The following is a 24,187-nucleotide window of genomic DNA, read 5'->3' on the forward strand; positions in this document are numbered from 1 at the left end:
CGTCTTCTCACCCCTCGCGCAACTTGAACCGCTGGATCTTCCCCGTCGCCGTCTTCGGCAGCTCGCGCACGAACTCGATCCAGCGCGGGTACTTGTAGGGCGCGAGCCGCCCCTTCACGAAATCTTTCAGCGCGTCCGCGAGCGCCGGCGAAGCTTCGTCCGGCCGCTTCAGCACGACGAACGCCTTCGGCTTGACGAGCTTGGCCTCGTCGGTGTGGCCCACGACGGCGGCTTCGAGCACGGCCTCATGGGCCGTGAGGGCGCTCTCGACCTCGAACGGCGAGACCCATATCCCCGACACCTTCAGCATGTCGTCGCTGCGCCCTGCGTACGTAAAATATCCTTCCACGTCGCGCACGTACCGGTCGCCCGTGCGGGTCCAGGCGCCGTGGAACGTGTCGAGGCTCTTTTGCCGCTGGTTCCAGTACGAAACGCAGCTCGACGGCCCGCGCACCCACAGGGAGCCGTCTTCGCCGTCGGGCACGGGCTCGCCCGCGTCGTCGACGAGTTTTACGTCGTAGCCGGCGACGGGGCGTCCCGAGGTCCCGTACCGCACGTCCCCGGGCCGATTGCTCATGAAAATGTGCAACATCTCCGTGGAGCCGATCCCGTCGAGGATGTGCGCCCCGAAGCGCTCGAACCATGTCTCGCCGATCTCCTTGGGCAAGGCCTCGCCCGCGGAGACGCAGACGCGGAGGCGATTCGAGCCGGTCTCGCGGTTGTTCTTGGGATCGGCGAGGATCGAGGCGTAGAGCGTGGGGACGCCGTAGAAGATGGTGGGACGTTGTTCGCGGAGCACGCGCATCACGGTATCGGGCGTCGCCCGGTCGGGCTGGTAGACGGCCGTGGCGCCGACGTGAAAGGGAAAGGTGATCCCATTGCCGAGGCCGTACGCGAAAAACGATTTCGCCGCCGAGAAAACCACGTCGCCCGGCTCGATCCCGAGGACACGCTCGCCATAAAGCACGGCGGTCTGCTGCAGGTGGGAATGCAGGTGCACCGCGCCTTTCGGCCGACCGGTCGATCCGGACGAGTACAACCAGAAAGCCACGTCGTCCGGCGTCGTCGGCGCGGCTGCGAGCGTGGGCTCGGCGGCGCGGAGGAGCTCACCCAGGTGCGCATGCCTCCCGGGGCTCGCGCCTGCGTCGCCGACGAGCACGACGTGCTCGAGGAAACGCGCCTTTTCGAGGATCGACGCGAATTTCGGAGAAAGCGGCGACGATAGAACGAGCACGCGGGCGCGGCTGTCCTCGAGCAGGTACGCGTAATCGTCGGGCTGGAGCAGCGTGTTCACGGGCACCGGGACGGCGCCGATCTTCATCGCTCCGAAGAAGACGGTTGGGAAATCACGGCCATCGAGCAGGCAAAGGAGGACCCGCTCCTCCATCCGGACGCCGAGCCCGCGGAGCGCGTTTCCCGCTCGGTTCACGCGCTCGGCGAGCTCCGCATACGTGACGGCGCCCTCGTGGTCGATGACGGCGATCCTCTCGCCGCGCCCCTCGGCGAGGTGCCGATCGATGAAATGGCCGGCAGCGTTGTACACGCGGGGCAAGGCGAGGGCAGGGGAGGGCGCGGACATCGTGCCGGGAGCGTACCACAGGACGCGCCATGCCTGCGCGTCGATTTGTGCGCCGCGTCGGAACCGCACCACCGCCCTCGATTGCACGAATCGCGCGACGACATCGGCGTTGGCTTGCGCAATTCGTGCAAGCCGGTTGCTCGACACGTGCACGTGGACCGCGTGTCTCCCGCGCGTAGGGCGTTTCGCCGAGGTGCGGCGCGGCGTGGGGCCAGGCACGGCGATTGCCAAAATGAAAAAGCATGAACATGCGGCAAATTCGTAACTTTCCCGTGACTTCGATCTTCCTCGCTCTCGGCGTCGCCGCGTGCGGCACCGGCGAGGGCTCTGCTCTGGACGAGCCTGTCGCCGCTGCGCAGGCGGCCGTGACCGACGAGGTCCTCGCTGAGCTCAACGGGATCCCTGGGCTCACGGTGGTCAGTGAGAACCCCTCGACCATCCCGGGCACGCGCTTCTTCGTGCTCCGATTCGAGCAGCCCGTGGACCACCATGACCCGGACGGCCCGCGCTTCACACAGAAGATCGCCCTCCTGCATCGCTCCTTCGACGCGCCCACGTCGTTCCTCCCCAGCGGGTATGCCGTGAACACGCGGAGGGCGATCGAGGGCAAAGTCACGGCCATGCTCCAGGCCAATCAGCTCTACGCCGAGCATCGCTACTACGGCGAATCCGTGCCCGCGGGCCCGACGTACGAGCACCTCGACATCGAGCAGTCCGCCGGCGATCACCACCGGATCGTGCAGGCGTTCAGGCCCGTCTATACAGGCCGCTGGATCTCCGGCGCCAGCAGCAAGGGCGGCATGACCTCGATCTATCATCGCTACTACTACCCGGACGACGTCGACGGCACGGTCGCGTTCGTGTCGCCGTCCACCTATTCGCCGAGCGATCCGCGGTACGTCACGTTCATCCGCAACGTGGGGGACGCGGCGATGCGGTCGAGGCTCATCGCCTATCAGCGCGCCCTTCTGGCGCGGCGTGACCATATCGTGCCGATGATGGTGGCGGAGCTGGGCGAGGACTGGGGCCTCACGTTCGATATCGTGGGGGCCGACCGCGCCTTCGAATTCGGCGTCCTCGAAGCCTCGTTTTTCTACTGGCAGTTTTGCCCCGTGCAATTCTGCGAGCCTCATCTCCCGGCGCCGGACGCGAGCGACGAGGAGCTGCTCTCCTTCTACATCAACTACCTCGGCGCCCCGTTCAACTACGACGACGAGACCATCAACGTGCACTATGGGCCCTATTTCTACCAGTCGGCCACCCAGCTCGGCCACCCGCGCTTCGACGAGGCCCCCTTGCGGGATCTGCTGCGGTATCCGGGGCAGGACAGGGCGGAAAACCTCACGCCCGTGCCGGTGACGATCCCCTTCGATTACGGTCTCATGCCGTTGATCGAAGCGCGGACGTGGGCGCATGGCAAGCGGATGCTCTTCATTTATGGGGAGAACGATCCTTGGAGCACGAGCCCGTTTGATGTCCGAGCGAAGAACGACGCATTCCGGTACTTCGTGCCCGACGGGCACCACGGCGTGGGGATCGAAGACCTACCCGAGGAGGAACGATTGCACGCGATGAGCCGCATCTTCGATTGGGCCGACATGCCCTTCGACCCGTCGGCCGCCCGGACGGCCGCGCCGCTCGCGCCGGAAGTCGCGGACGACGAGGCCCCGGGGGCACGCTTCCGCCTGCCGCTGCGCTGATTCGCATACGCTTGCGTTCGCGCCTGCGCGGGGCGATCCTCGGCCATGGCCTCGCAAAGCGCCCCCGATCCCGTCGACGCGTGGCTGCCGTTGCCGCGCCTCCTCGCGTATGGCCTCCAGCACGTACTCGCCATGTACGCCGGTGCCGTCGCGGTGCCGCTCATCGTCGCCGGCGCCCTCGGCCTCTCGCGGGAGGAGCTCGTGTATCTCATCAGCGCCGACCTCTTCACCTGCGGCCTCGCGACGCTCGTGCAAACCGTGGGGTTTCCCGGCTTCGGCGTGCGTCTGCCGGTCATCCAGGGGTGTACGTTCGCCGCCGTCGGCCCGATGATCCTCATTGGCAAGACGGGCGGATTGCCCTCCGTGTACGGCGCCGTCATCGCGGCCGGCGCGCTGACCTTGCTCGTCGCGCCCTTCTTCGCGCGATTGCTCCGGTTTTTCCCGCCGGTCGTGACGGGCAGCATCATCACGCTCATCGGCATTTCCTTGTTGCCCGTCGCGGTGCGCTGGGCGGGCGGCGGGGACCCGTCGTCCCCCGATTTCGGCGCGCCGGCCGCGCTCGGGCTCGCGTTCACCACGTTCGCGCTGGTTCTCCTTTACAAACGCGTGCTCAGAGGCTTCTGGCAGGGCGTGGCTGTGCTCCTCGGGCTCGTGTCGGGCACCGTGATCTCGGCGGCGCTCGGCATGTTCGATCTCGCGGGCGTGCGCGAGGCGCGCTGGATCGCGGTGACCACGCCCTTCGCGTTCGGGCTGCCGCATTTCGAGCCGGGGGCGGTGGCGTCGATGGCCCTCGTCATGCTGGTCGTCATGGTGGAATCGACGGGGGACTTCGTGGCGCTCGGCGTGCTCACGGGCAGGCCCTTGACGCCCGAGGCGCTCGCGCGGGGCTTACGCGCCGACGGCTTGTCCACGATGCTGGGCGGCGTGCTGAATGCGTTTCCGTACACCGCGTATGCGCAGAACGTGGGCCTCGTGGCGCTCTCGCGTGTGCGCAGCCGCTGGGTCGTCGCGGCGGCGGGCGTGATCCTCGTCGTGCTTGGCCTCTTGCCGAAGCTCGCGGCGCTCGTCGCCGCGATTCCGGCGCCCGTGCTCGGCGGGGCGGGGCTGCTCATGTTCGGGCAGGTGGCCGCGAGCGGGCTGCGTACGCTGTCGCGGGTCGATTTCGACAGCGAGCGGGGGCGCATGAACGGGCTCATCGTCGCGGCGACCCTCGCGGTGGGCCTCATTCCGCTCGGCGCTCCGAATTTCTGGCGGAGTTTGCCCCCATGGCTCCAGGTGATCCTGCAAAGCGGCATCACCGCCGGCAGCGTGACCGGCATCCTCCTCCACGCGGTGTTTGCCCGCGGGCGCGAGCCTTCAAAACACGCCGCTCACACCGATCCCGGGAGCCCGTAAAACTCCATCGCTGACCAGGGTCGGCCCGAAATGCAATCGCGGGGCAAACCCGCCCCGGGCCACCTCCGCGTCGGTCTTCGTGTCGTCCGTGTCGTCCTCTCGCGCGCGCACGATCGCCGTGGCGAGCGTGATCCCGCCGTGCACGAACAATGCGCCCGACCACGCCGTCAGCGCTGTCCATGCACCGCGATCCCGGCCCGCGGGATCGAAAAGCTGCGCGGCGCCCACGAGGATCGTCGGCGTCGTCCCCAGCATTTCGAGGATCCCGAACGCCACGGGCGGCGTCCTGTTCTCGTGGAACAATGCGCTCACCGCGCCCGTGGTGAACGCGAGATTCGCGCCGAGCGCCCAGGACACGCCATACACCGTCCCCCGATCCGTGCTCGGCGCGGCGAGCGACCAGATCCCGTGCGCGCTCATGGCCCCGGTCCACGCGGCGGGAACGAGGAACACGGCGGCGACGAGGTTGGAGTCGATGCCGTCAACGTGCGACCGCACGAGGAGCCCGTTGAGCAGGAGCGCCGACGGCGTCATGAGTGCGCTCTCCGCAATCGACCAGCCGAGCGCCGGGGGCTCGCCTTGCGACACGATCGCGGCGTCGTGAATCGTGAAGACCGTGCCGGTGACGAGGATCGCCGTCCCGGTAAAGAAGATCGTCGCGAGACCGTCTGCGAGATCGCGGTAGGAGTCGGCGCGCGCCTCCGGGGCCGTGGTGAAGGTGAGGGCGGCGGCCGAGAGCGCGACACAGGTCCTCGCGAAGGTTCGGCGTCGGAGCGAGATCATCGTTTCCCCCTATTCGAATTACAAGCCCAGTTTTCCGAGGAATGGCTCGAGCAGATCGAGCATCGCTTTGATGCGCGGGATTTCGGACAGGACGGCCGGCACGACCACACGGAACCCGAGCTCGCGGCCCACGATGTCGGGCAGGACCGGGACGATCGTGCCCTCGGGCAGCCCCTCGTCCGGGATCCCGGGGTCGGGCAGGAGCGCGATTCCGTGCCCCGCGAGCGCGAACTGACGGATCACGTGAATGTCTTGGGCCGTGACGAGGGGCGAGACCGGGAACGTGCCGCCGCGGAGCAGAGGCCAGGAGCGCCCGTCGTCGCCCGGGCTCTCCCACGCGAGCAGATCGTGCCGCGAAAGCTCCTCGACGGATCGTGGTGTCCCGCGCCGGGCCAGGTATTCACGCGACGCGACCAGCCACACGCGGGTGCGCATGAGCTCGCGTGAGACCCACGGCCCCGCGGGGCTCGTTTCGCCGAAATGAAAGGCGAGGTCCACGCTCTCCATGAGCCCCGCGATCGGATCGTCGCTGAAATGGAGCCGGAAGGCGAGGCGTGGGTGCTTGCGCGCGATGCCGAGCACGTGAATGAGGACGTGCGGGGGCAAGCCCACGGGCAAGAGGACACGAAGCACGCCGGCCGGCTCGGATCCCGCCTCCCGGACCGATTGCAAGAGCGCGTTCGACTCCTGCACCATGAGCCGCCCGCGCGCCGCCAGGAGTTTTCCGGCTTCGGTGAGGCTGACGCCGTCCCGCGTCCGATCCACGAGCAGCACGCCGGCGCGTGCTTCGAGCTGATCGATCCTGCGGCGCAACGTGGCGCGGGGCATGCGGAGGGACGTCGCCGCGGCCAGGAACGAGCCAGCCTCGGCCACTGCGAGAAAGGCTCGGAGCTCTTCGAGGTCCATGGGGATAGTCGTTTTCTGAGCACCGGGTGGCCGAGATTGGCCATGCGCCCGCCGCTCGGCCGAGCTTACCATCGAACGATGTTGACCAGCCATCTCGATGTGCCGCACGAGGGACGAACCTTCCGGCGCGGCGCTCCCGGTTATGAAGAGCGTCGGCGGGCCACGATGTGGAATGCGCGTGTGCCCGATCGATATCCGGAGGTGATCGTGCAAGCGAAGACCGAGCGCGACGTCGTCGCCGCCGTGAAGCTCGCGCGGCGCGAGGGCCTGCGGATGGGCGTCCGCTCGGGGGGCCATAGCTGGGCGGGCAATCACCTGCGGGACGGCGGGCTCTTGCTCGACGTCTCCGGCCTCGACGAGGTCACGATCGACCGGAAGGCGAGGCGCGCGACCACGGGGCCGGGCCGCGCCGGCAACGAGCTCGCCGAGATGCTCGGGCGGCAGTCGCTGTTTTTCCCCACGGGACATTGCAAGGGCGTGTGCGTCGGGGGGTATCTGCTCCAGGGCGGCTTCGGCTGGCACGGCCGCGCGCTCGGCCCGGCGTGCATGAGCGTGATCGGTCTCGATCTCGTGACCGCCGACGGCGAGCGGGTGTACGCGAGCGCCGAGGAGAACGCCGATCTTTATTGGGCCGCGCGTGGCTCGGGCCCCGGGTTCTTCTGCGTCGTGACGCGCTTTCACCTGCGCGTGTACGAAAAGCCCGAGGTCACGGGGTTCGCGTTCCAGAGTTTTCCCATGTCCCGGATGGAAGAGGTCTTCCGCTGGGCGCGGGCCGTAGGGCCCTCCGTGTCCGCCGCGGTCGAGCTGCAGCTCGTCATGACGCGCAATGCGACCGGCGTGGGCGGGCCGGGCATCGAGGTCTTTGCGCCCGTCTTCGCGGGCACCGCGCGCGAGACGTTCGACGCGCTCGCCTTCATGAACGAGAGCGCCCTCGGACGCAGCGCCGCGCTCAAGGCCGACTTCATCCCCGCGACGCTGCCGCTCCTCTACAGCGCCGTCATGCACCATTACCCGGACGATCATCGGTATGCGGTCGACAACATGTGGACCCACGCCCCCATCGACGATCTGCTCCCGGGCCTGCGCAAGATCGCCGAGACACTCCCGCCGCCGCCCTCGCACGTGCTCTGGTTGAACTGGGCGCCGCCGCCGGATCGACCCGACATGGCGTTTTCGGTGGAGGACGACATCTACATCGCCCTGTATGCAGGGTGGAAACGCGAAAAGGACGACGACCTCTACGCGCCCTGGGCCGGGGATCGCATGCGGGAGATGCAACCTCTCGCGAGCGGCTGCCAGCTCGCCGACGAGAACCTCGGAAAACGGCCGGCGCGGTTCGTCACGTCGGAAAACCTCGCGCGGCTCGATCAGATCCGAGGAGACCGCGATCCGAAACACACCTTTCACGCCTGGATGGGACGACCATGAGCCACCCGATTCCGTCGCGCCCGCTCCACCTCGGCATGCAGGAGGGCGAGCTCAGCAACAAGCCCTATGCAGCCTTCTGGAATCCGCGTGTCGCGCCGCTCGTGGAGCATGCGCGGGAGGCGCTTCTTTGTGGCCCGCTCGCCGCGCCCTTGCTCCCCGATCTCAAAGGCGCGCCGCGGCTCCTCGACGCGGGGGATCACGAGGTCGAGAATGGACTCGGCGTTCGCGACGACGGCGCGCTCTTCCTCGCGGTGCGCACCGCGATGCCCGACGTGTCGCCGGCCATGGTCGATTGGTGGTTCGGCTGGCATGGCAAAGAGCCACAACGTTACAAACTCTGGCATCCCCGCGCGCACGTGCATGCGTGCTGGGGAGACGCGGATCCGCCGGGCGCCGAGGGGCGCGCGCGGTACGTCGGCCGCGTCTCGTTCGTCGACGAGTACATCGGCAGCCGATTGCAGCAGGTGACGATCCGGTTCGTCCGGCCCGCGGAGCTCGGATTCGACGAGGCGGCGCTCGCGGATCCCGCGCAGGCCACCGTGGTCTGCGCGCGCATCGGCCTGCTCGGGCTGCCCGTGGAGGCCGGCTGGCTCGTGCATCACGTCCGCCGTGTCCCGGGGGGCGCCGAAATGCGCTCCCGCTTCTGGCTCGGCGGGCCCCACGGCGTCGTGCGGGCGCCGGGGTTCGTCGGCGCCGTCGTGTCGCGAATCGCGCGGCGCGTGGCGGCGCCGAGCCTGGAAGAAGCCCGCGCGCTCCTCGTGCATTGCTCCCAGGAAATGTCGCACCTCGCCTCGTTCCTCCCGAAGCTCCACGCCGAGCTCCACGAAATGCCCTGATCCCACAGCCGTTTCGACGATGTCCACGCGTGGACATCCCATGGCGAACCGTGGCCATTGTAGGGACATCGAGCGGAGCTACCTTCGATTCGTGAGGCGCTGACGCCGCCTCGTCGACCTTCGGAGGCACCGTGAACCACCGCCACGACCACTTCAGGACCTTCTTCTTGCGATTGATGGGATTCGCGCTCGTGTTCCTCGGGCACACGACGATCGCGCGGGCCACCGTCGTCACGCCGACGGACGATACCCACGTGAACCTCGACGGATCGGGACCGCACGGCAGCTCGACCGAGCTCGTCGTCAAGCTGTCGCGGAACACCAGCACGGACCAGTCGTACAACTCCGTGGCGACCGTCATGCGGTTCCAGATCAACCCGACGGACAAGGCCACGGACGCGGCGCTTTACCTCGACCTCGCCAGGTTCGACGAGGCGCTCTCCTGCGATTTCCGGATCTGGGGCCTCGCCGAGGCTTCGGGATCCATGGAAGACGTCGAGGAGGAATCAGCCAAGTGGTCGAATTTCTCTGGCGTCATCACCAGTACCGCCGTGGGCGTGAACACGTCCGCGGTCGGCGTCTTCGACGGTAACCCCGCCACGACCGCGAAAGACCCGCTCGGGACGATCACGCTCACGCAGGCCGACCTCCACAAGGCCGTGCGATTCTCGAGCGCGGCCCTGGTCGACTTCATCAACGCCGATAGCGACGGCGTGATCACGCTCGTCGTTACGCGTGTCCTCCGGAGCAACAGCTTCGACACGGCGTTCGCCTCGAAGGAGCACACGACGCTGAGCGGGCCGCGCCTCTTCATCCAGGCCGAGGAGACGCTCGGCGCCGCCGCGGACACCTATGCTCGGTACGGGGACTCGACGGTCCACGGGGCCGAGAGCGACATCCTCGTGAAGAACAACGGCGGCACGCACGCCAATACGCGCAAGGGCGTGGTTCGTTTCGAGATGGCGCCGGGCACGAAGGTCGAGAAGGCCACGATGAGCCTCGACGTCGCGAATTACTTCCAGGACGTCGGCACGATCCCGGAGAGCTTGAACTTCGTCGTGTTCGGGGTCCGTGACGGCGCGGTGTCCGAGAGCTTCGACGAGGCGACGGCGAACGACGCGACGTTCTCGAACGAAATCGACAGCTCGTCCGACGGCGTGCGGAACTCGGAGGTCGATGCGCTCGGGCAATTCACGGTGGAGCGCACCGACGTGGGCAAGACCGTCTCGTTCACCAGCGACGCGCTCGTCGATTTCATCAACGCGGATGGGAACGGCAAGATCACGCTCGTCCTCGTCCGCGCCAAGTACACGCCGTACCTCAACTTCGCGTTCGCCTCGAAAGAGAACACGACCCTGGAAGGCCCGCGCCTCGCCATCACCCACGCCCTCGACGACGTGCCCGCGCCGACCCTGAAGTTCGTCTACCAGGACATCAACGGCGACGGCGCCCAGGAGCTTCTGCTCGTGGTCGAGTTGCCCGGCGGCAATGGGTTCGTCGTGGCCGACCCCTTCGTGATCGCCGAGGCGCTGCGCACCGCGGGATACAACTTCGGCGTCGGCACGGATTTCTGGGAGACGCTCAGCGTCACGCAACAGGCGAGCTTGCTCGCGACGGTCTCCGATCTCGTGGGGAACGTGGGCACGACGGTCGACGCGACCGAGCTCGAAGCGGCCCGTACGGACCTGCCCGAGGGACGCACCTATTCCGTTGCCTTCTTCAACGGCGATTTTGAGCAATCGCGTTACGGGATGACCTTCTCGGGCTCGATGATGTCGAGCACGTCGCAGAACGCGCTCGGGTACACGACGCTCGAGATCGGCCAGGGCAATGCCGGCGCGATGTTCACGGACAGCGGGCTCGCCATGGGCTTCGAATCGAACCTCTTCGTCCTCACAACGGGCGTGGGTGATCCCTCCGGCACGACCGCGTCGCTCAACCTGTCGGCCGGCGTGGGCCTCTATGGCGAGCTCAAGTACGGCAAGGATGGGCAATACGGCTTCAGCGTCCCGCTCGTCGTCGTTCCCGTGGGCGTGTCGGTGTACGTCAAGGGCAGCGATGCCGTGACCGCGTACAACCACCTGCGGGGCTGGGTCGTCGGCTTGGGCACTCCGCTCCACATCATGGCCTACAACCTCCACGCGTGGGGCATCGACTGGAGCCACGACGTCCGCGTCGGCCTCGTCGACGCGGTGAACGACGGTCGCATCGTGATCAGCCATCACGCGGGCGTCGCGGTGGTGTGGACGCGGGAGGCCGCGCGGGAGTCGACGGTTTGGCTGCATGGAACCACCGAGGAGATCGGCTCGAAGCTCAATGGTGTCGCCGGGACGGCCAGCACCGCGCTCATCTTCACGACCGAGAATGCAGCCGCCGAGGTCACGAACTGGACCTCGACGGCCGGGTCGGTCGTGAATTCGACGCTCGACTCGACCCTGGGCTGGTTCGAGGGCGGCGTGTCGGACCTCGAGGACCTCGCGGAGGACGTGGGCAGCGAGGTCGAGGACGTCGTGGATGACGTGGGCGAGGTCCTCTGCAAGGTCTTCTGCTTCTGATCCTCAGCCCGGCGGGGCGGCCTTCCCGGCCGCCCACGCGATCGCCGACAAGGCGACGAGCAGCCCCGCGAACGTGCGGAAGGCCCGAGAATCCCCCTCCGGCGGCAGATCTCGTTTGAGCCGCAAGCTTCCCGCCGCGCACACGATCCAGCCCATCACGTCCCCCGAGAGCAGCGCGGCGAGCGCGGCGATCGTCAGCACGATCCCCCGCTGCCGCGGTTCGAGCGCCCGGAAGCCCCGCGCGCCGTCGAGCTGCCAGACCGGGACCAGGTTGAAGACGTTGATCGTCGCGCCGACGCTCGCCACCGCGAGCATCGTGCGATCCTTCAGGACGAGCCCCGCCGCGAGCGCGATCGCCGCCGCGGCGCACCCCCACACGGGCCCCGCGAGCCCGACCCGCGCATCCTCGCGCGCGTCGATCGGATACTGCTTCATCCGCACGAGCGCGCCGAGGCCCGGCACGAACATCGGCGCGGTCGCCTGGATGCCGTACAGGCGAAGCGCCGACACGTGCCCCATCTCGTGCACGTAGATCGAAGCGACGAGCCCGAGCGCGAAGGAGAGCCCGCGGGATCGATCGAGCGCGAGCCACGCGAACATCGAGAGGAGCGTGGGGAGTGATGCGAGCCCCGAGAGGAGCAGCTTTGCCTTTCCGAGCAGCGAGAGCAGGAAGTACTTGAGGTTCCACGCGACGAGCGCGACCGCGCCGAGGCCGGCCACCGTCTTCGCGCGTCCGCCCTGCGGCTTCGGTGTGTTTCCAGCTTGTTCGAGGGCCAGGCTGAGGCGGCGGATCGTCTCGCCGATGACGCGATGTTGCGTGCTGCCCGGAGGCAAGAGCCCGAGCGCCTCGCGCCAGTGTGTGAGGGCGTCGGTGAAGCGGCCCTCGCGCTCGGCGGCGTCGCCGTCCGCCGCGAGGGACGCGAGGCGCGCGCCGTGCACGAGCTTGCGGCAGGCGGGGCAAGCGAGCATGCCCGGGGCGAGCTCGACTCCGCAGGCCGCGCAGCGCGAGACGACGTGGTTCACGGGGTCGGGCTCGGGCTCGTGTTCACCTGGTACGGGCCGCTGATGGCGATGGGGCCGCCGACGCCCCGCGACACCTGCCACGCGGTGCGCAGGCCGAAGAAGATGATCAGCACGCCGAGGATGCCGCTGAAGCCGTTCATGATGTCGAGGAGCGGCGCGATCAGCGTGAACGCCGAGACGAGCACGACGTAGACGATGCTGCCGATGAGCCCCAAGCTCTGCGTGTCGTCGCCTGCATTCATCTCGGCGAGGATCGCGGGCAGGTACCCCATCGCGGACGCGAGGTACGTGAGCACGACGGCGAGCACCTGATGTTTCGTGCTCCCGAATCCACGCGTGACGCTCTGGATGACGCGGCCGACGAGCACGCCGATGCCGATGGTCGCGAGCGCGAGCTGGATCCGCGTGAAGTGCACGAAGAGCGCGTACACGACGCCGCAGCCGAGGGCGACGCCGCCGGCCAGGAGGAAGGCTCTTCCAAAGGCCGAGGTGCTGCGAGCATCCTCCGACGAGCGGTTCACCGCGTCACGACACGAGCTGCACAGGACCTTGTCGAGGAGCTGGTAGTACGCGGTCGTGATGGCCGACTGGCAGGCCGAGCACTGCACGTGCCTGGCGGCCGGCGCGCCGAACTCGGCGCGCTCGAAGTCGAGCTTGGCCGGCGCTTCGGGCGCTTCGGGCGCTTCGGGCGCGGCGGGCGCGGCGGGTTCGGCTGGCTTGGTGTCGAGTGTGGCTTCGCTCATCCCCCGATCTCCATCGGCGGGAGTTGAGCGTCATGGGCGGGCGAAGTCAATCATGCCGCCGAATGGGTCTCTTCGTGGGGGCGTCGTGCCGGGGCGCTGCCCCGGGCCCCGCGGGGGCTGTTCGCCCCTCGACCCGAACCAGGCACGGCCTGGACCGAGGCTGGAAGAACTGCGCTCCGCGCAGTTCTTCCAACGGGCCGGTGGCAAGACCATGGAGGGGGGTTTCAAGCCGGCGACGGGGGCGTGGCCGGTGGAGACGTCAGCGCCGCGGTCTTGATTGGCAGGGTCGTCGCCGGTCTTGACCCTGGCTGTTCGATGAACTGCGCGGAGCGCAGTTCATCGACCCCGCGTCCAGCGCTTGCGCTGGTCCGGGTCCAGGGGCGGACAGCCCCGGTGGGGCCTGGGGCAAAGCCCCAGCTCTGCGCCTTCGCGAGGGATCACGGCCGGGCGAAGTCAATCGACGAAGGTGGCTCGGCAGGCGGCTCTTCCGCCTTTTTGGTTCGTCGCGTTGCGCGAGCGGCGGCGACGGCTTTGGCGTGTGCCATGGCGTCCGTCAGGGGAGCGAGGAGTGCGCGACCTTCGAGGGACCGCTCGACGTCTCCCGCGGGCGCGCGGCTTTCCACGTGCTTGCGCAGCCGCCCCACCACATCGAGCCAATGGGCTTCTGCGTCCTTGCCGAGGTTCACGTGATGGCCGGCGGTCCCTCGCGCGGAAGCCCGCTCGGCATAAGCCAGGTCGCTCTCGCCGACTGCGTATTCGAGTCGGGTGATCCATTCCATGGGGAACGAGATCCCGGCGAGCGTCGCGGCGTGCTCCGGGGCGCGCAGGACGGCGAGGATCCGGCGGATCTCGGCGTTCTCCTCGGGCACACGCGCGTCGAGGAACGCGCGACCTGTGGGGAATGCGGCGGCGTGAATCGCTCGGACCGCAGCGACGTGGGGCCCCTGGCGGCGATGGCCTTCGTTGTCGAAGAAGCTTTCGATGTGGCAGGCCACGGTATCGACCTCGACGTCGGCCTCCTCGACGCGCTCGGCGTACGCGGCGCGCGCGGCGCTGGCGGCATATTTGCCGGCCACGTGGGCTTCGAGCCGCGTGGCCGTGGCGTCGAGCTGCGGGATGAATGCGTCGAGCGCGGGCTCGGGGGGGCCCATCTGCGCACGGACGACGAGGTTGTCGTGGAGCTTGCGGCAGATGGCGGCTTTTTCGGCGCGTGAGAGCTTGGCGGGGGTGGTGGTCGTCGGCATGGGAAAGACACCTCGCTGGAAGCGGACGCGACGGGATGTCGCGCCGCGGGTTCGGGAGGGAGACATGGCAAGAGGAATGCCAGCCGAGAACGCCGAGAAAAACGCGCGAAAAGGGCCACATGCACGCGGGCACGGAGGGGGGACGATCCGGAATGGAGCGGAGGGCGATCCGGAATGGAGCGGGGGTGATCCGAAAGGAAGCGGCGTCGCCGCGGAAAGGGGCGCGACGAGGGGTCGGCGCGTGGGGAGCGAGGCGGGGAGGGGGCGCGGAGCGGGGTCGGCGCGTGGGGAGCGAGGCGGGGAGGGGGCGCGGAGCGGGGTCAGCGCGTGGGGAGCGAGGCGGGGAGGGGGCGCGGAGACGGGTCGGCGTGCGCCGGGAGCGGCTTGGAAGGGGCGCGGAGACGGGTCGGCGTGCGCCGGGAGCGGCTTGGAAGGGGCGCGACGCGAGGTCGGCGCGCGCGGAGGTCGGCTTGGAAGGGGCGCGGAGAGGGGTCGGCATGCGCGAAGGCCGGCTTGGAAGGGGCGCGACGCGAGGTCGGCGTGTGCGGAGGTCGGCTTGGAAGGGGCGCGACGCGAGGTCGGCGCGCGCGGGCACTTGTTGACACGAACGCGCGCCTCCGCCGAGACTCCAGGCCGCATGGGAAGCCAGTTCCTCGACCTCCTCCTCGTGGACCCTGCGCCTTTGCAGGCGCGCATTCGTGGCGACGTCACCGACCTCGTCGATGCCGTCTACCGCGCGGCCGAGCCGCCCGACGAGCGCTTGCGTCCCGCGTTCGAGGTGATGGCGCGGGGCACGTTCGTCTTTTTACCAAAACGCGCGGAGCACCCCGAGGGGGCCATGTATGGGCGCGCGGTGGAGGTTCTTCTCGCGAGCTTCGCGCAGCGGAAGTGGGGCCTGGAGTATTATCCCGACGAGAGCGAATACCCGCTTTGGGAGCTTTCGTATCGGGCATGTGAAGCCGAATGGCTCGACTTGCCTGCGTCTCCCTCCGGCATTCCGGCGATCGCCTGGCGTAGCCCCGACACGTGCAGGCGCCTCGCGAACGCGATCGCGCATGCGCTTTCGTCGCGGAGCTTCAACGAGCGCTACAGCCCCGAGGCGACGCTGCGCGAGGCGAAGGAGGCGCTCGACGTAGGCTCCTCGTCGGGTCACGGGCTCTTCACGATCTTTCAAGGATAGAAGGTGCGGCAATGACTTGGTTCAGCTCGCTGACGGTTGCTGGAATCCAAGCGCTGGCGCCGGATGCCCGCGCTCTGGCGGATGCCAAGAAGCTCGCAAAGGCCTCGGCCTGGCGGAGGCTCGGTCGTGAGGGAGACGCCGTATGGGGCGTGGCGCTCGGCTCGAAGGGCGACGCATATGCGGTCTTCGCGCGCTCGGCGGAGGACGCGCGGTGTAGCTGTCCGAGCCGCAAGCGGCCATGCAAGCACGCGTTGGGGCTGCTCCTGCTCGCCGCGAGTGGACACACGTTCATGGAGGAAGCATTGCCAGCAGGGCATCGATATACGTGAAGCGAGCCCGCCCTGCCAGGCGGCTCGCATCCTTTCCAAATCCAGCGTGGCGTGGTAGACACGCCGCAGTCATCCCCGGCTGCGGATCCGGAAAGGATAAAAAACATGGCCACGCGCGCGCTCATCGTCGTCGACATCCAGAATGATTACTTCCCCGGAGGGAAGTGGACGCTCAGCGGGGTCGAGGCCGCCGCCGACAACGCGGCGCGACTGCTCGCCGCCGCCCGCAGCAAGGGCGACCTGGTCGTCCACATTCGCCACGAATTTCCCACCGCCGACGCCCCCTTCTTCGCCCCCGGCTCCGAAGGCGCGCAAATTCACCCGAAGGTGCAAAACCAAGGCGATGAGCCCGTGGTGCTGAAGCACCAGATCAACTCGTTCCGTGACACGAACCTCAAAGAGGTGCTCGACCGCAATGGCATCACCGAGGTCGTGATCTGCGGCAACATGAGCCACATGTGCGTCGATGCCGTGACGCGCGCATCCGCCGATTTCGGCTACGCAGTCACGGTCATTCACGACGCCTGCGCCTCGCGCGATCTGGAGTTCAACGGCGTGCGCGTCCCCGCCGCGCAAGCCCACGCCGCATTCATGGCCGCCCTCGGCTTCGCCTATGCGAAGATGCGATCGACCGACGAGTTCCTCGGCTGAGGGCGGGCCGTTCGAAGGCGCCGCGCTGGGGCTTTGCCCCAGGCCCCAGCAGGGGCTATCCGCCCCTGCACCCGGACCAGCCAGGGGCTGGACCCAGGCTCGATGAACTGCGCTCCGCGCAGTTCATCGAACAGGCCCGGTCAAGACCCTCAACGACCCTGCCCACCAAGACAGCCGCGCTGACGTTTCCACCGGCAACGCACCCGTCGCCAGCCTGAGACCCACCTCCGTGGTCTTGCCACCGGCCCGTTGGAAGAACTGCGCTTTGCGCAGTTCTTCCACCTTCGGTCCAGGCCGTGCCTGGTCCGGGTCGAGGGGCGGACAGCCCCCGCGGGGTCCGGGGCAGCGCCCCGGCTCTGCGTCGCCGCCGAGCCTCCGCGGGATCCGCCCCGCGGGAGATCGGACAATCAATGTCCATCATGTAAGCCATTTCCCCTGGACGAGGGGGCGCTCGACGGGCAATCTACGCCGCGCTCGACGATGGGCTGCGCATTCGAGTTGAGCCGGCGGATGGCTCCGCCGTGGAATGGCTTGGTGCGCGCGTATTGGATTGAGGTTCAAGCCCCGTTCCGGCGAGGAGGCTGCGGTATTCGCGGTGCGATATCGCAGTGGAGGAGAATGAAGAAGGTCCTCGAGATGATTGCGGTCATCGTGGTGGTGTTGTGCCTGATCAGCGCGGGCGTTCTTCTCTCCCGCGGGCCTGGGAGCAACGCGCCTGCTGCGCCTGATGGCGCCGTGGAGGAGTTGCCGGTGACGACGATGATCGGAGGCGGGCCGTGAGGACGGTGCCGGGGCGCTTGCGCTTCAGGCCACCGGCGCGGTGGGCGGCGGCAGGACGGCCGTGAAGTCCTGGGTGAACCGCTCTGCGTAGTTCTCGACCAGCTCGCGCACCCGGGCCGGGTTGTCTGCGCGGACGATGAGCCCTGCGTGGTGCGGCTTCTCCGGCGTGCGCCAGACGATCTCGGGGTCCGTGTACACCGACATGTCCGGGTGCTCCTGCCGCGACAGCGAGATCACGAGACCGCCGTAGTCGTAGCGCCGCGGCGGCAGCACGTACGGGCGTTCGCCTTGCGCGATTTCGACCTTCGCCCATTCGCGCCACAGGTTGATTCCCGTCGCCGCCTCCACGATGTCCGACGTGTGGCTCCCGCCTACGCGCGCGGCTGCCTCGATGAAGTAGATCCGGCCGTCCTCGGTCGAGCGCACGTACTCGATGTGCGTCACGCCGCGCACGAGGCCCATGTGCTCGATCACCCGCTCGTTCAGGTCGATGAGCTCGCGCCAGAGATCACTCGATCGATCCACGGTCTGCGTCGCCGACGGGCCGCCCTGGTTCACCACCTCGAAGAGCGACGTCCGGTACTGGTGCGCCTCGGCGAACACGATGCGCTTCTCGGAGACGATCGCGTCCACGTGGAAGAACTGCCCCGGGATCATCCGCTCGAGCAGGTAGCGCGAGCGATCGTCGCCGAGCTCCTCGATGACGCGCAGCGCGTCCTCCTCGCGATCGAGCTTCTTGATGCCGAGCGACGCGGCTTCGGAGCGGGGCTTGAGCAGCCACGGCGCCGGCACCGTGCGCAGGAAGCGGCGCACGCGCTCGTCGTTCAGCACGTGCACGAAGTCCGGCACCGGGATGCTGCGATCCTTGGCGCGGGCGCGCATCGCCAGCTTGTCGCGGAAATACCGCGCCGTCGTCTCGCCCATGCCCGGGATGCGCAGGTGCTCGCGCAGGTGCGCGGCGAGCTCCACGTCGTAGTCGTCGAGCGGCGCGACGCGCTCGATCTCGCGCGTGCGGGCGAGGTAACTGACCGCGTTCACGACTGCGCGCCGATCGTTCAACGTCGGCATGCCGAAGATCTCGTCGATCTCCTCGCGCGCCCAGGGTTTGCCGAGCAAGGACTCGAGCGTCAACAGGATCACCCGGCAACCCTCGCGCCGCGCCTGCTTCAGGAAGTCGTTGCCCTTGAAGTAGCTCGACACGCAGAGGATCGTGGTCGGCGGCGGGGGCAGGGAGGCGGGCCTCGTCGGATCGTGGTCGGTGTTGATCACGGGGCCTCCATTACTCCAACTCGGGCCGGGATGTCATCTGGCCGTCGCGCCAAACTCAGCCGGCCATCTCGGCCCCGCGCATCTGGCGGATCAGCGCGATCACGAGATCGATGCCAATCTTGTTGTCACCCCCCTCGGGGATGATCACGTCGGCCCAGCGTTTCGAGGGTTCGACGAACATGAGGTGCATCGGCCGCACGGTCCGGTAGTACTGCTCCCGGATCGAATCGAACGTCCGGCCGCGGTGCTCGATGTCGCGACGGATGCGCCGGAAGGCTCGGATGTCGGCGTCCGTGTCGACGTAGATCTTGATGTCGAGATGGTCGCGGAGCTTCGCCTCGACGAACACCAGGATGCCCTCGACGATGACCACCGGCGTCGGCGCGACACGGCGCGAATCCGGCGCGCGCCGGTGCGTCTTGAAGTCGTACCGAGGCACGTCGATGGACGCGCCCTCCCGCAGGGCCGCGAGGTGCTCGACGAGCAGCTCGGTCTCCAGCGACTCCGGGTGATCGAAGTTGAGGCCGCAGCGCTCCTCGTAGGAGATGTCGCCGCGGTCGCGGTAATACGCGTCGTGTTCGAGGATGTTCACGCCGGCGGGAGGCAGCGCCTCGACGATACGGCGGGCCACGGTCGTCTTGCCTGAGCCGCTGCCGCCAGCAACTCCAATGATGAGCGGTCGCATCAGAGCTCGTTCGTCCCGGCGGCACCATACTTCGATTCGGCGGCCTGGTCGACCGTGGAGCGAACAAGCATGCCGCGCCACACCTTGACGGGCGCGCCGGGTCTTGCCGCAGCGCGGACGGAGCCGAATGTGAGGGGGAGAAGGGTCGATGGCCGGCGGGCGCCGAGGCGACCCGACGGACTCGCGCCATGGAGGTTCCATGAAGTTACCGCTCCAGATCACGTTCCGCGACATGCCACCGTCGGAGTCCGTGGCGCGCGAGGTGCGCGAGAAGGCCGAGAAGCTCGACGAGGTCTACGAAGGGATCATGAGCTGCCGCGTGGCGATCGAGCCGGAGTCCCGCCGGCGTCACCAGGGCAACGTCTACCGGGTGCGGATCGACATGACCGTACCCGGCGAGGAGATCGTCGTCGGCGGCGAGTCCGCCGAAGAGCAGCACATGCGCGCGCACGAGGACGTGTACGTCGCGGTCCACGAGGCGTTCGACGGCGCGCGCCGGCTCCTCCGGGAGTACGTGGCGAAGCAGCGGGGCGACGTGAAGACCCACGTCGGGCCGCCGCACGGAAGGGTCGCGCGGATCTTCCCCGAGAGCGGCTACGGGTTCTTGGAGGCCGAGGACGGCTACGACGTGTACTTCCACAAGAACAGCGTCCTCAACAACGGCTTCGCGCGGCTCGCCGTGGGCACCGAGGTCCGCTACGAGGAGGAGCTCGGAGAGAAGGGGCCGCAGGCGAGCACCGTCGCCATCGTCGGCAAGGGCGGACACGGTCACCGCGCCGCCTAGAACATCAAAATCCGCCGCCTCTTGCGGAGCCCCGGCAAACTGGGTACGAACGCCCGCTGCGGACGCGCGGCCCGGGCAGTCGCCCGGTGCGGCGATCCTGGTCTTGGCGGAGGACGGCGTGGCGGACCCTTCGGGGCGCTTCCCCATACGTGATCACGACACGCTGGCCGGCGGCTTTTCAGGGACGCCGCGCGTGGGCTCGACCTTGCCCGGCCCCTTGCCCGACGGGATAGGGCCCGCGCTGCGCGCCTTCGAGAAGGGCGCGCGCATCGGCAAGTTCCCGCTCGTCCGCGTCATGAGCACGGGCGGGATGGGGATCATCTACGAGGCGATGCACCCCGTGCTCGGCACGCGCGTCGTCATCAAGACCGTGCGCCCCGAGATGGTCGGCAAGGCCGCGATGGCCGAGCGCTTCCGCAACGAGGCGCTCGCCGCGAGCCGCATCCGCGACGATCGCCTGCCGCAGATTTTCGACATCGATCGGCTCGACGACAACACGCAGTACATGGTGATGGAGTACCTCGAAGGCGAGGATCTCCAGCAGCGGCTCTCCGACGGGCCGCTCACGCCGGCGTACGCGACGCGTGTGCTCTTCGAGGTCCTCGAGGTCCTGCACAAGGTCCACAAGCTCGGCGTCATCCACCGCGACATCACGCCGCGAAACATCTTCCTCGCGCGGAGCGAGGTGCTCGGCGAGATCCCGAAGCTGCTCGATTTCGGCGTCGCTCACTTCGTCGACGATCCGAACACGCGCCCCGGCGAGCTCGTGGGGTCGCCGTTTTACATGGCGATCGAGCAGGTCCGGGATCACGGCGCGATCGGGCCGTGGACCGATGTCTTCGCCGCGGGCGTCGTGCTCTACGAGCTCGTGGCCGGCGTGCGCCCGTGGCCCGGGTCGAGCCTCATCGGCTACCTCACGGCGCTCGCCGAGAGGCAACCTCCGCGCTCGCTCGCCGCCGCCGCGCCGAACGTGTCGCCCGGCCTCGCCGAGGCCGTCATGCGCGCCATTCGCATCGAGCCGATCGAGCGGTTCCCCGACGCCGCGGCCTTCGCCCGCGCCCTCGAGCCCTTCGCCGCCGATCGCGCCGTGCTCTACGATCTGCGCCGCGCGGGGCAACGGTCGAGCGTGCCGACGCGCCGCGCGAGCCTCGAGAACGAGGCGACCGTCGCGATCACGCGCAGCAAGACGGTCACGATCCCGCCGCCGCCGCCCGTACCGAAGCTCGCGGGGATCCAGTCGAAGCTCGCGGGGCTCGGCCGTGTGCGGGTAGGGACGGCGGCGGGGGCGGCCGACGTGCCGAGGCCGAGCCTGCGCAAGGGCGAACGCAGGCACCTGACGATCGCAATGGTCGGCCTCGCGCTCGACGAGCCCCGCGAGAGCACGCTCGGCGCCGAGGACATCGAGCAGATCGCGACGCAGATCTCCGAGGTCGTCGGCCGCGCCTTCGAGACGGTCGGCGCGCGCGTCGACAGGCCCCCGGGCGAGTCCTTGATGGCCGTCTTCGGCTACCACGCGTCGAGCGAGGACGACGCCGAGCGCGCCGTCGCCGCCGCGTTCGCCGCGCTTGATCAGCGGCACGAGGTCAACGCGACCCTCGCCGAGATCGGCTGCGCGCTCTCCATGCGCATCGGCATCCACACGGGCTTCGTCACGCGCGGCGGCGACGCGATGCTCACGGGCGAGAGCATCAACCTCGCCGAGATGCTCCAGCGCTCGGCGCCGCTCAACGCCGTCGTGGTCAGCCGCGAGACGCTCGATGTGCTCGGCGGCAGGTTCACGGAGCGGCACTTCGGGCCGATCTCGATGAAGGGCCGCGCGCGCCCGAGCGAGGCCTACGAGATCCTCGGCCCCTCGGAGGTCGAGGGCCCGCGCAAGAGCCGCGCCGGCGCGGTCGAGGATCGGCCCTTCGTCGGGCGCGACGCCGAGCGCACCACGCTCGAAGGCCTCCTCGCCGAGGCGGGCGCGCGCGGCGGCTTGCACCTCGGGCTCGTCACGGGCGGGCCCGGCGTCGGCAAGTCACGCCTCGTGCACGAGCTCTTGCGGCGCGTCGAGGCCGACGACGCGCGGTGTACCCTCGTCGTGCGCGCGCACCCCGCCTCCGCCGCGCCCTACGGCGCCTGGGTCGCCTTCCTCCGCCGCGTCTTTTTCCCGCCGGGCGCGACCATGATCGACGCGCTCCAGACGACGACCGAGATCGGCGCCCTCGCCGCCGCGCTCGAGGACGCGCGCCGGAGCGAGCTCATCGCCAAGGCGCCCGTCGTCGACTTTCTCCTGGGCCTCGGCGGGCACGACCTCGTCGAGCAGTACGGGCCCGACGGCTTCCAGAGCCGCGTCCAGCAGACGCTCACGCTCCTGCTCGAAGCCCTCGCGCGGAAGGCCAGCGCGCTGCGACCTGGCCGGCCCGTCCTCTGCGTGCTCGACGACATGCACCGCGCCGACGCGACGAGCCTCGACCTGCTCGGCCGTGTCCTCGGCGGCTACCGCTCCACGCTCCCCGTCGTGTTCCTCGTCACGAGCCGCGATGGCGAGATCGCGACGCTCCCCGAGCACGTCGCCGTGACGCGTGTCCCGCTCGCGCCGCTGACGGACGACGAGATCCGCGAGATCTCCATGCTCCTCGCGGGGGAGGAGCCCTCCGCGGACGTCGTGCGCCTGCTCGTCGAGCGGGCCGCCGGAAACCCTCTCTTCGCCGAGGAGCTCTCTCTCTCGCTCCGCGAGCAGGGCATGGTCACGGCCGACGCCGCGTCCCTCCGGCGCTTCACCGTGCCCTCCTCGCTCGTCGGCATGCTCCTCACGCGCCTCGACCGGCTGGAGCCCGAGCTCCGCACCACGCTTCAGTACGCGAGCATCCTCGGCGTGGAGTTCAGCGCGGATCTTTTCGACGCCGTTGCAGCTGCGCTCGGCGACGAGCGGACCTCGCAACGTCATCTCCACGAGCTCGTCCGTCGCGGTATCCTCTCGCATCGCAAGGAGCGAGGCGAGGAGACGTTCGCCTTCCGGCAAGTGCTCGCGCGGGACGCCATCTACGGCACGGTGCTCATGGACAACAAGCGCGTACTGCACCACCTGGCCGCTGCGTCCATCGAGCGCCTGCACGCCGGCAAGCTCGCGCCGCACTTGCCTGCGTTGTTCCATCACTACAGCCAGACCGACGAGGTCGAGCGCATCGTGCAGTACGCGCGCCTCACGGGTCGCCGCGCCGTCGCGCTCGGCGCGTTCGTCGACGCGGTCGAGGCGCTCATGACGGCGGAGACCTTGCGCAGCCGCCTGCGCGACGACGACCCGCTCGCGGCGGCCCGCGCGCTCTTTGATCTCGGCATCGCGCTCTTCTGGCTCGGCCGCTTCGACGAGGCGGGCGAGCGTGTCGAGCACTGCCTCGCGCTCCTCAGCGACGACGCGCGCGAGGAGGCGCTCACGGTGCGCGCGCGTTGTCATCTCCTCCGCGCCGAGACGGCGCACCAGCGCGCCCGCTGGCCCGAGGCCGTCTCGCAGCTCGAACGAGCCGAGGAGCTCTTCCGCCGCGCGGGCCGGCCCTTCGACGCGGCGCAGGCGCTCTGCACGCGCGGCTTTCAGCTCCGCAGCCAGGGCAAGATCGAAGAAGGCCTCGCGCTCGCCGAGAAGGGCTGGGAGACGCTCCGGGGATCGGACAACCTGCCCGCGGTCGTGCGTGCGGGCCACGACCTCGGCAACCTGCTGCGCGACGTGCGGCGGTACGACGCGGCGATCGAGGTGTTCGAGGCGGCGATCCGCGCCGGCGAGCAGCTCGCCCTGGAGGGTGATCCGCTCGCGGCCGTGTGGGGCCAGGTCGCGGCGCGCAGCGGCCGGGCGATGACGTTCGCCGCGATGGGGCGGCTCGACGAGGCGATCGAGGATCAAAAGGCCGTGCACGCGCTCGCGGTGCGCGAGGGCAATGTGCTGGCGCAGGCGCACTCGGGGTTCCATCTGGCGCATCACCTGCGCGAAAAGGGGGAGCTGCTCGAGGCCGAGGTGCAAGCGCTCCGCGCGCTCACGTTGTGCACCGAGCTCGGGCTCTCGGGGCGCGCCGTGAAGTGTCGGCTCTTGCTCGCGGACCTCGCGGAGAAGACGGGCCGCGGGGGCGAGGCGCTGGAGCACGCGGAGGAGGCCGAGCGGCTGGCGCGGCCGATGGGCGGGGATCCGTGGATCGACGTGGTGGAGCGCCTCGCGGGGCTGCTTCGGGCGCGGGGGCGCGTGGATCGGATCGCGTCGCTCGCGGCCGACACCGAGGCGAGCCTCGGGTCGTCCGCGGATGCTTCGCTCAGGCAGCGGGTGGCGGCGATGTTTGCGCGAGAGTGAGC

19 protein-coding genes are annotated in these 24,187 nt (G+C 69.0%); 11 read left to right on the top strand and 8 right to left on the bottom strand.

The window, feature by feature from the left end; all coding sequences use genetic code 11:
- Positions 1-7: 7 nt before the first annotated feature.
- The gene (locus POL67_RS21415; RefSeq protein ID WP_271919890.1) at positions 8-1,579 is read right to left on the bottom strand and encodes a benzoate-CoA ligase family protein; all 1,572 of its coding nucleotides are present in this window, start codon (positions 1,577-1,579) and stop codon (positions 8-10) included.
- Positions 1,580-1,821: 242 nt separating this feature from the next.
- On the opposite strand from POL67_RS21415, the gene POL67_RS21420 reads away from it, so the two are divergent.
- Complete coding sequence (locus POL67_RS21420; protein WP_271919892.1) at positions 1,822-3,279, top strand: S28 family serine protease; 1,458 nt, start codon at positions 1,822-1,824, stop codon at positions 3,277-3,279.
- Positions 3,280-3,324: 45 nt separating this feature from the next.
- On the top strand, positions 3,325-4,674 hold the full coding sequence (locus POL67_RS21425; RefSeq protein WP_271919894.1) for a nucleobase:cation symporter-2 family protein: 1,350 nt from the start codon (positions 3,325-3,327) through the stop codon (positions 4,672-4,674).
- Here POL67_RS21425 and POL67_RS21430 read toward each other — a convergent pair.
- Positions 4,636-5,457: a hypothetical protein gene (locus tag POL67_RS21430; protein ID WP_271919896.1), complete on the bottom strand. Its 822-nt coding sequence runs from the start codon at positions 5,455-5,457 to the stop codon at positions 4,636-4,638. The two genes, POL67_RS21425 and POL67_RS21430, sit on opposite strands and share 39 nt — an antisense overlap.
- An 18-nt stretch (positions 5,458-5,475) precedes the next feature.
- Entirely contained in the window at positions 5,476-6,363 is an 888-nt protein-coding gene (locus POL67_RS21435) for a LysR family transcriptional regulator (protein ID WP_271919898.1), read from the bottom strand.
- A 78-nt stretch (positions 6,364-6,441) separates the two neighbouring features.
- Between POL67_RS21435 and POL67_RS21440 the strand changes: the two genes are divergently transcribed.
- The 3 genes from POL67_RS21440 (at position 6,442) to POL67_RS21450 (ending at position 11,182) form a co-directional block, all read left to right on the top strand.
- Positions 6,442-7,791, top strand: a complete 1,350-nt coding sequence (locus POL67_RS21440) for an FAD-binding oxidoreductase (protein ID WP_271919900.1) — start codon at positions 6,442-6,444, stop codon at positions 7,789-7,791.
- A complete protein-coding gene (locus POL67_RS21445; RefSeq protein WP_271919902.1) occupies positions 7,788-8,627 on the top strand; it encodes a DAPG hydrolase family protein in 840 nt (279 codons plus the stop codon). The genes POL67_RS21440 and POL67_RS21445 overlap by 4 nt, the downstream gene beginning before the upstream one ends.
- 131 nt (positions 8,628-8,758) lie before the next feature.
- Positions 8,759-11,182: a hypothetical protein gene (locus POL67_RS21450; protein ID WP_271919904.1), complete on the top strand. Its 2,424-nt coding sequence runs from the start codon at positions 8,759-8,761 to the stop codon at positions 11,180-11,182.
- 3 nt (positions 11,183-11,185) lie between these two features.
- Here the strand turns inward: POL67_RS21450 and POL67_RS21455 are convergent, their stop codons facing one another.
- From POL67_RS21455 to POL67_RS21465, 3 genes are all read right to left on the bottom strand, one after another.
- On the bottom strand, positions 11,186-12,205 hold the full coding sequence (locus tag POL67_RS21455) for a site-2 protease family protein (protein WP_271919906.1): 1,020 nt from the start codon (positions 12,203-12,205) through the stop codon (positions 11,186-11,188).
- Positions 12,202-12,948: a hypothetical protein gene (locus tag POL67_RS21460; RefSeq protein ID WP_271919908.1), complete on the bottom strand. Its 747-nt coding sequence runs from the start codon at positions 12,946-12,948 to the stop codon at positions 12,202-12,204. Before POL67_RS21460 ends, POL67_RS21455 begins: the two co-directional genes overlap by 4 nt.
- A 437-nt stretch (positions 12,949-13,385) precedes the next feature.
- Positions 13,386-14,192, bottom strand: coding sequence for a hypothetical protein (locus POL67_RS21465; protein ID WP_271919911.1), 807 nt, complete (start codon positions 14,190-14,192; stop codon positions 13,386-13,388).
- Between the two features lie 637 nt (positions 14,193-14,829).
- On the opposite strand from POL67_RS21465, the gene POL67_RS21470 reads away from it, so the two are divergent.
- The 4 genes from POL67_RS21470 to POL67_RS21485 all read left to right on the top strand — a co-directional run bounded on the left by POL67_RS21470 (position 14,830) and on the right by POL67_RS21485 (position 17,132).
- Positions 14,830-15,372, top strand: coding sequence for a hypothetical protein (locus POL67_RS21470; RefSeq protein ID WP_271919913.1), 543 nt, complete (start codon positions 14,830-14,832; stop codon positions 15,370-15,372).
- Positions 15,373-15,383: 11 nt separating this feature from the next.
- A complete protein-coding gene (locus POL67_RS21475; protein ID WP_271919915.1) occupies positions 15,384-15,701 on the top strand; it encodes an SWIM zinc finger family protein in 318 nt (105 codons plus the stop codon).
- 105 nt (positions 15,702-15,806) lie between these two features.
- Entirely contained in the window at positions 15,807-16,352 is a 546-nt protein-coding gene (locus POL67_RS21480; protein ID WP_271919917.1) for a cysteine hydrolase family protein, read from the top strand.
- A gap of 618 nt (positions 16,353-16,970) precedes the next feature.
- Complete coding sequence (locus tag POL67_RS21485; protein ID WP_271919919.1) at positions 16,971-17,132, top strand: hypothetical protein; 162 nt, start codon at positions 16,971-16,973, stop codon at positions 17,130-17,132.
- 24 nt (positions 17,133-17,156) lie between these two features.
- Here the strand turns inward: POL67_RS21485 and POL67_RS21490 are convergent, their stop codons facing one another.
- Together POL67_RS21490 and udk are read right to left on the bottom strand one after the other, a co-directional pair.
- On the bottom strand, positions 17,157-18,401 hold the full coding sequence (locus POL67_RS21490; protein WP_271919921.1) for an ATP-grasp domain-containing protein: 1,245 nt from the start codon (positions 18,399-18,401) through the stop codon (positions 17,157-17,159).
- A 55-nt stretch (positions 18,402-18,456) separates the two neighbouring features.
- A complete protein-coding gene (udk, locus tag POL67_RS21495) occupies positions 18,457-19,086 on the bottom strand; it encodes a uridine kinase (RefSeq protein ID WP_271919923.1) in 630 nt (209 codons plus the stop codon).
- Positions 19,087-19,285: 199 nt separating this feature from the next.
- Here udk and POL67_RS21500 point away from each other — a divergent pair, with 199 nt between their 5' ends.
- Both POL67_RS21500 and POL67_RS21505 read left to right on the top strand, forming a co-directional pair.
- Complete coding sequence (locus POL67_RS21500) at positions 19,286-19,870, top strand: HPF/RaiA family ribosome-associated protein (protein ID WP_271919925.1); 585 nt, start codon at positions 19,286-19,288, stop codon at positions 19,868-19,870.
- A 118-nt stretch (positions 19,871-19,988) separates the two neighbouring features.
- Positions 19,989-24,185, top strand: a complete 4,197-nt coding sequence (locus POL67_RS21505) for a serine/threonine-protein kinase (RefSeq protein WP_271919927.1) — start codon at positions 19,989-19,991, stop codon at positions 24,183-24,185.
- Positions 24,186-24,187 lie beyond the last annotated feature (2 nt).

The organism is Polyangium mundeleinium (genome assembly GCF_028369105.1).
Lineage (GTDB): Bacteria > Myxococcota_A > Polyangia > Polyangiales > Polyangiaceae > Polyangium > Polyangium mundeleinium.

Excerpts from the sequence above, each read along its gene's own strand:
- udk (WP_271919923.1), bottom strand. The coding sequence starts at position 19,086 with ATGCGACCGCTCATCATTGGAGTTGCTGGCGGCAGCGGCTCAGGCAAG.
- POL67_RS21425 (WP_271919894.1), top strand. The coding sequence starts at position 3,325 with ATGGCCTCGCAAAGCGCCCCCGATCCCGTCGACGCGTGGCTGCCGTTG.
- POL67_RS21435 (WP_271919898.1), bottom strand. The coding sequence starts at position 6,363 with ATGGACCTCGAAGAGCTCCGAGCCTTTCTCGCAGTGGCCGAGGCTGGC.
- POL67_RS21500 (WP_271919925.1), top strand. The coding sequence starts at position 19,286 with ATGAAGTTACCGCTCCAGATCACGTTCCGCGACATGCCACCGTCGGAG.
- POL67_RS21420 (WP_271919892.1), top strand. The coding sequence starts at position 1,822 with ATGAACATGCGGCAAATTCGTAACTTTCCCGTGACTTCGATCTTCCTC.
- POL67_RS21440 (WP_271919900.1), top strand. The coding sequence starts at position 6,442 with ATGTTGACCAGCCATCTCGATGTGCCGCACGAGGGACGAACCTTCCGG.
- POL67_RS21430 (WP_271919896.1), bottom strand. The coding sequence starts at position 5,457 with ATGATCTCGCTCCGACGCCGAACCTTCGCGAGGACCTGTGTCGCGCTC.
- POL67_RS21415 (WP_271919890.1), bottom strand. The coding sequence starts at position 1,579 with ATGTCCGCGCCCTCCCCTGCCCTCGCCTTGCCCCGCGTGTACAACGCT.
- POL67_RS21470 (WP_271919913.1), top strand. The coding sequence starts at position 14,830 with ATGGGAAGCCAGTTCCTCGACCTCCTCCTCGTGGACCCTGCGCCTTTG.
- POL67_RS21460 (WP_271919908.1), bottom strand. The coding sequence starts at position 12,948 with ATGAGCGAAGCCACACTCGACACCAAGCCAGCCGAACCCGCCGCGCCC.
- POL67_RS21465 (WP_271919911.1), bottom strand. The coding sequence starts at position 14,192 with ATGCCGACGACCACCACCCCCGCCAAGCTCTCACGCGCCGAAAAAGCC.
- POL67_RS21445 (WP_271919902.1), top strand. The coding sequence starts at position 7,788 with ATGAGCCACCCGATTCCGTCGCGCCCGCTCCACCTCGGCATGCAGGAG.
- POL67_RS21485 (WP_271919919.1), top strand. The coding sequence starts at position 16,971 with ATGAAGAAGGTCCTCGAGATGATTGCGGTCATCGTGGTGGTGTTGTGC.
- POL67_RS21480 (WP_271919917.1), top strand. The coding sequence starts at position 15,807 with ATGGCCACGCGCGCGCTCATCGTCGTCGACATCCAGAATGATTACTTC.
- POL67_RS21475 (WP_271919915.1), top strand. The coding sequence starts at position 15,384 with ATGACTTGGTTCAGCTCGCTGACGGTTGCTGGAATCCAAGCGCTGGCG.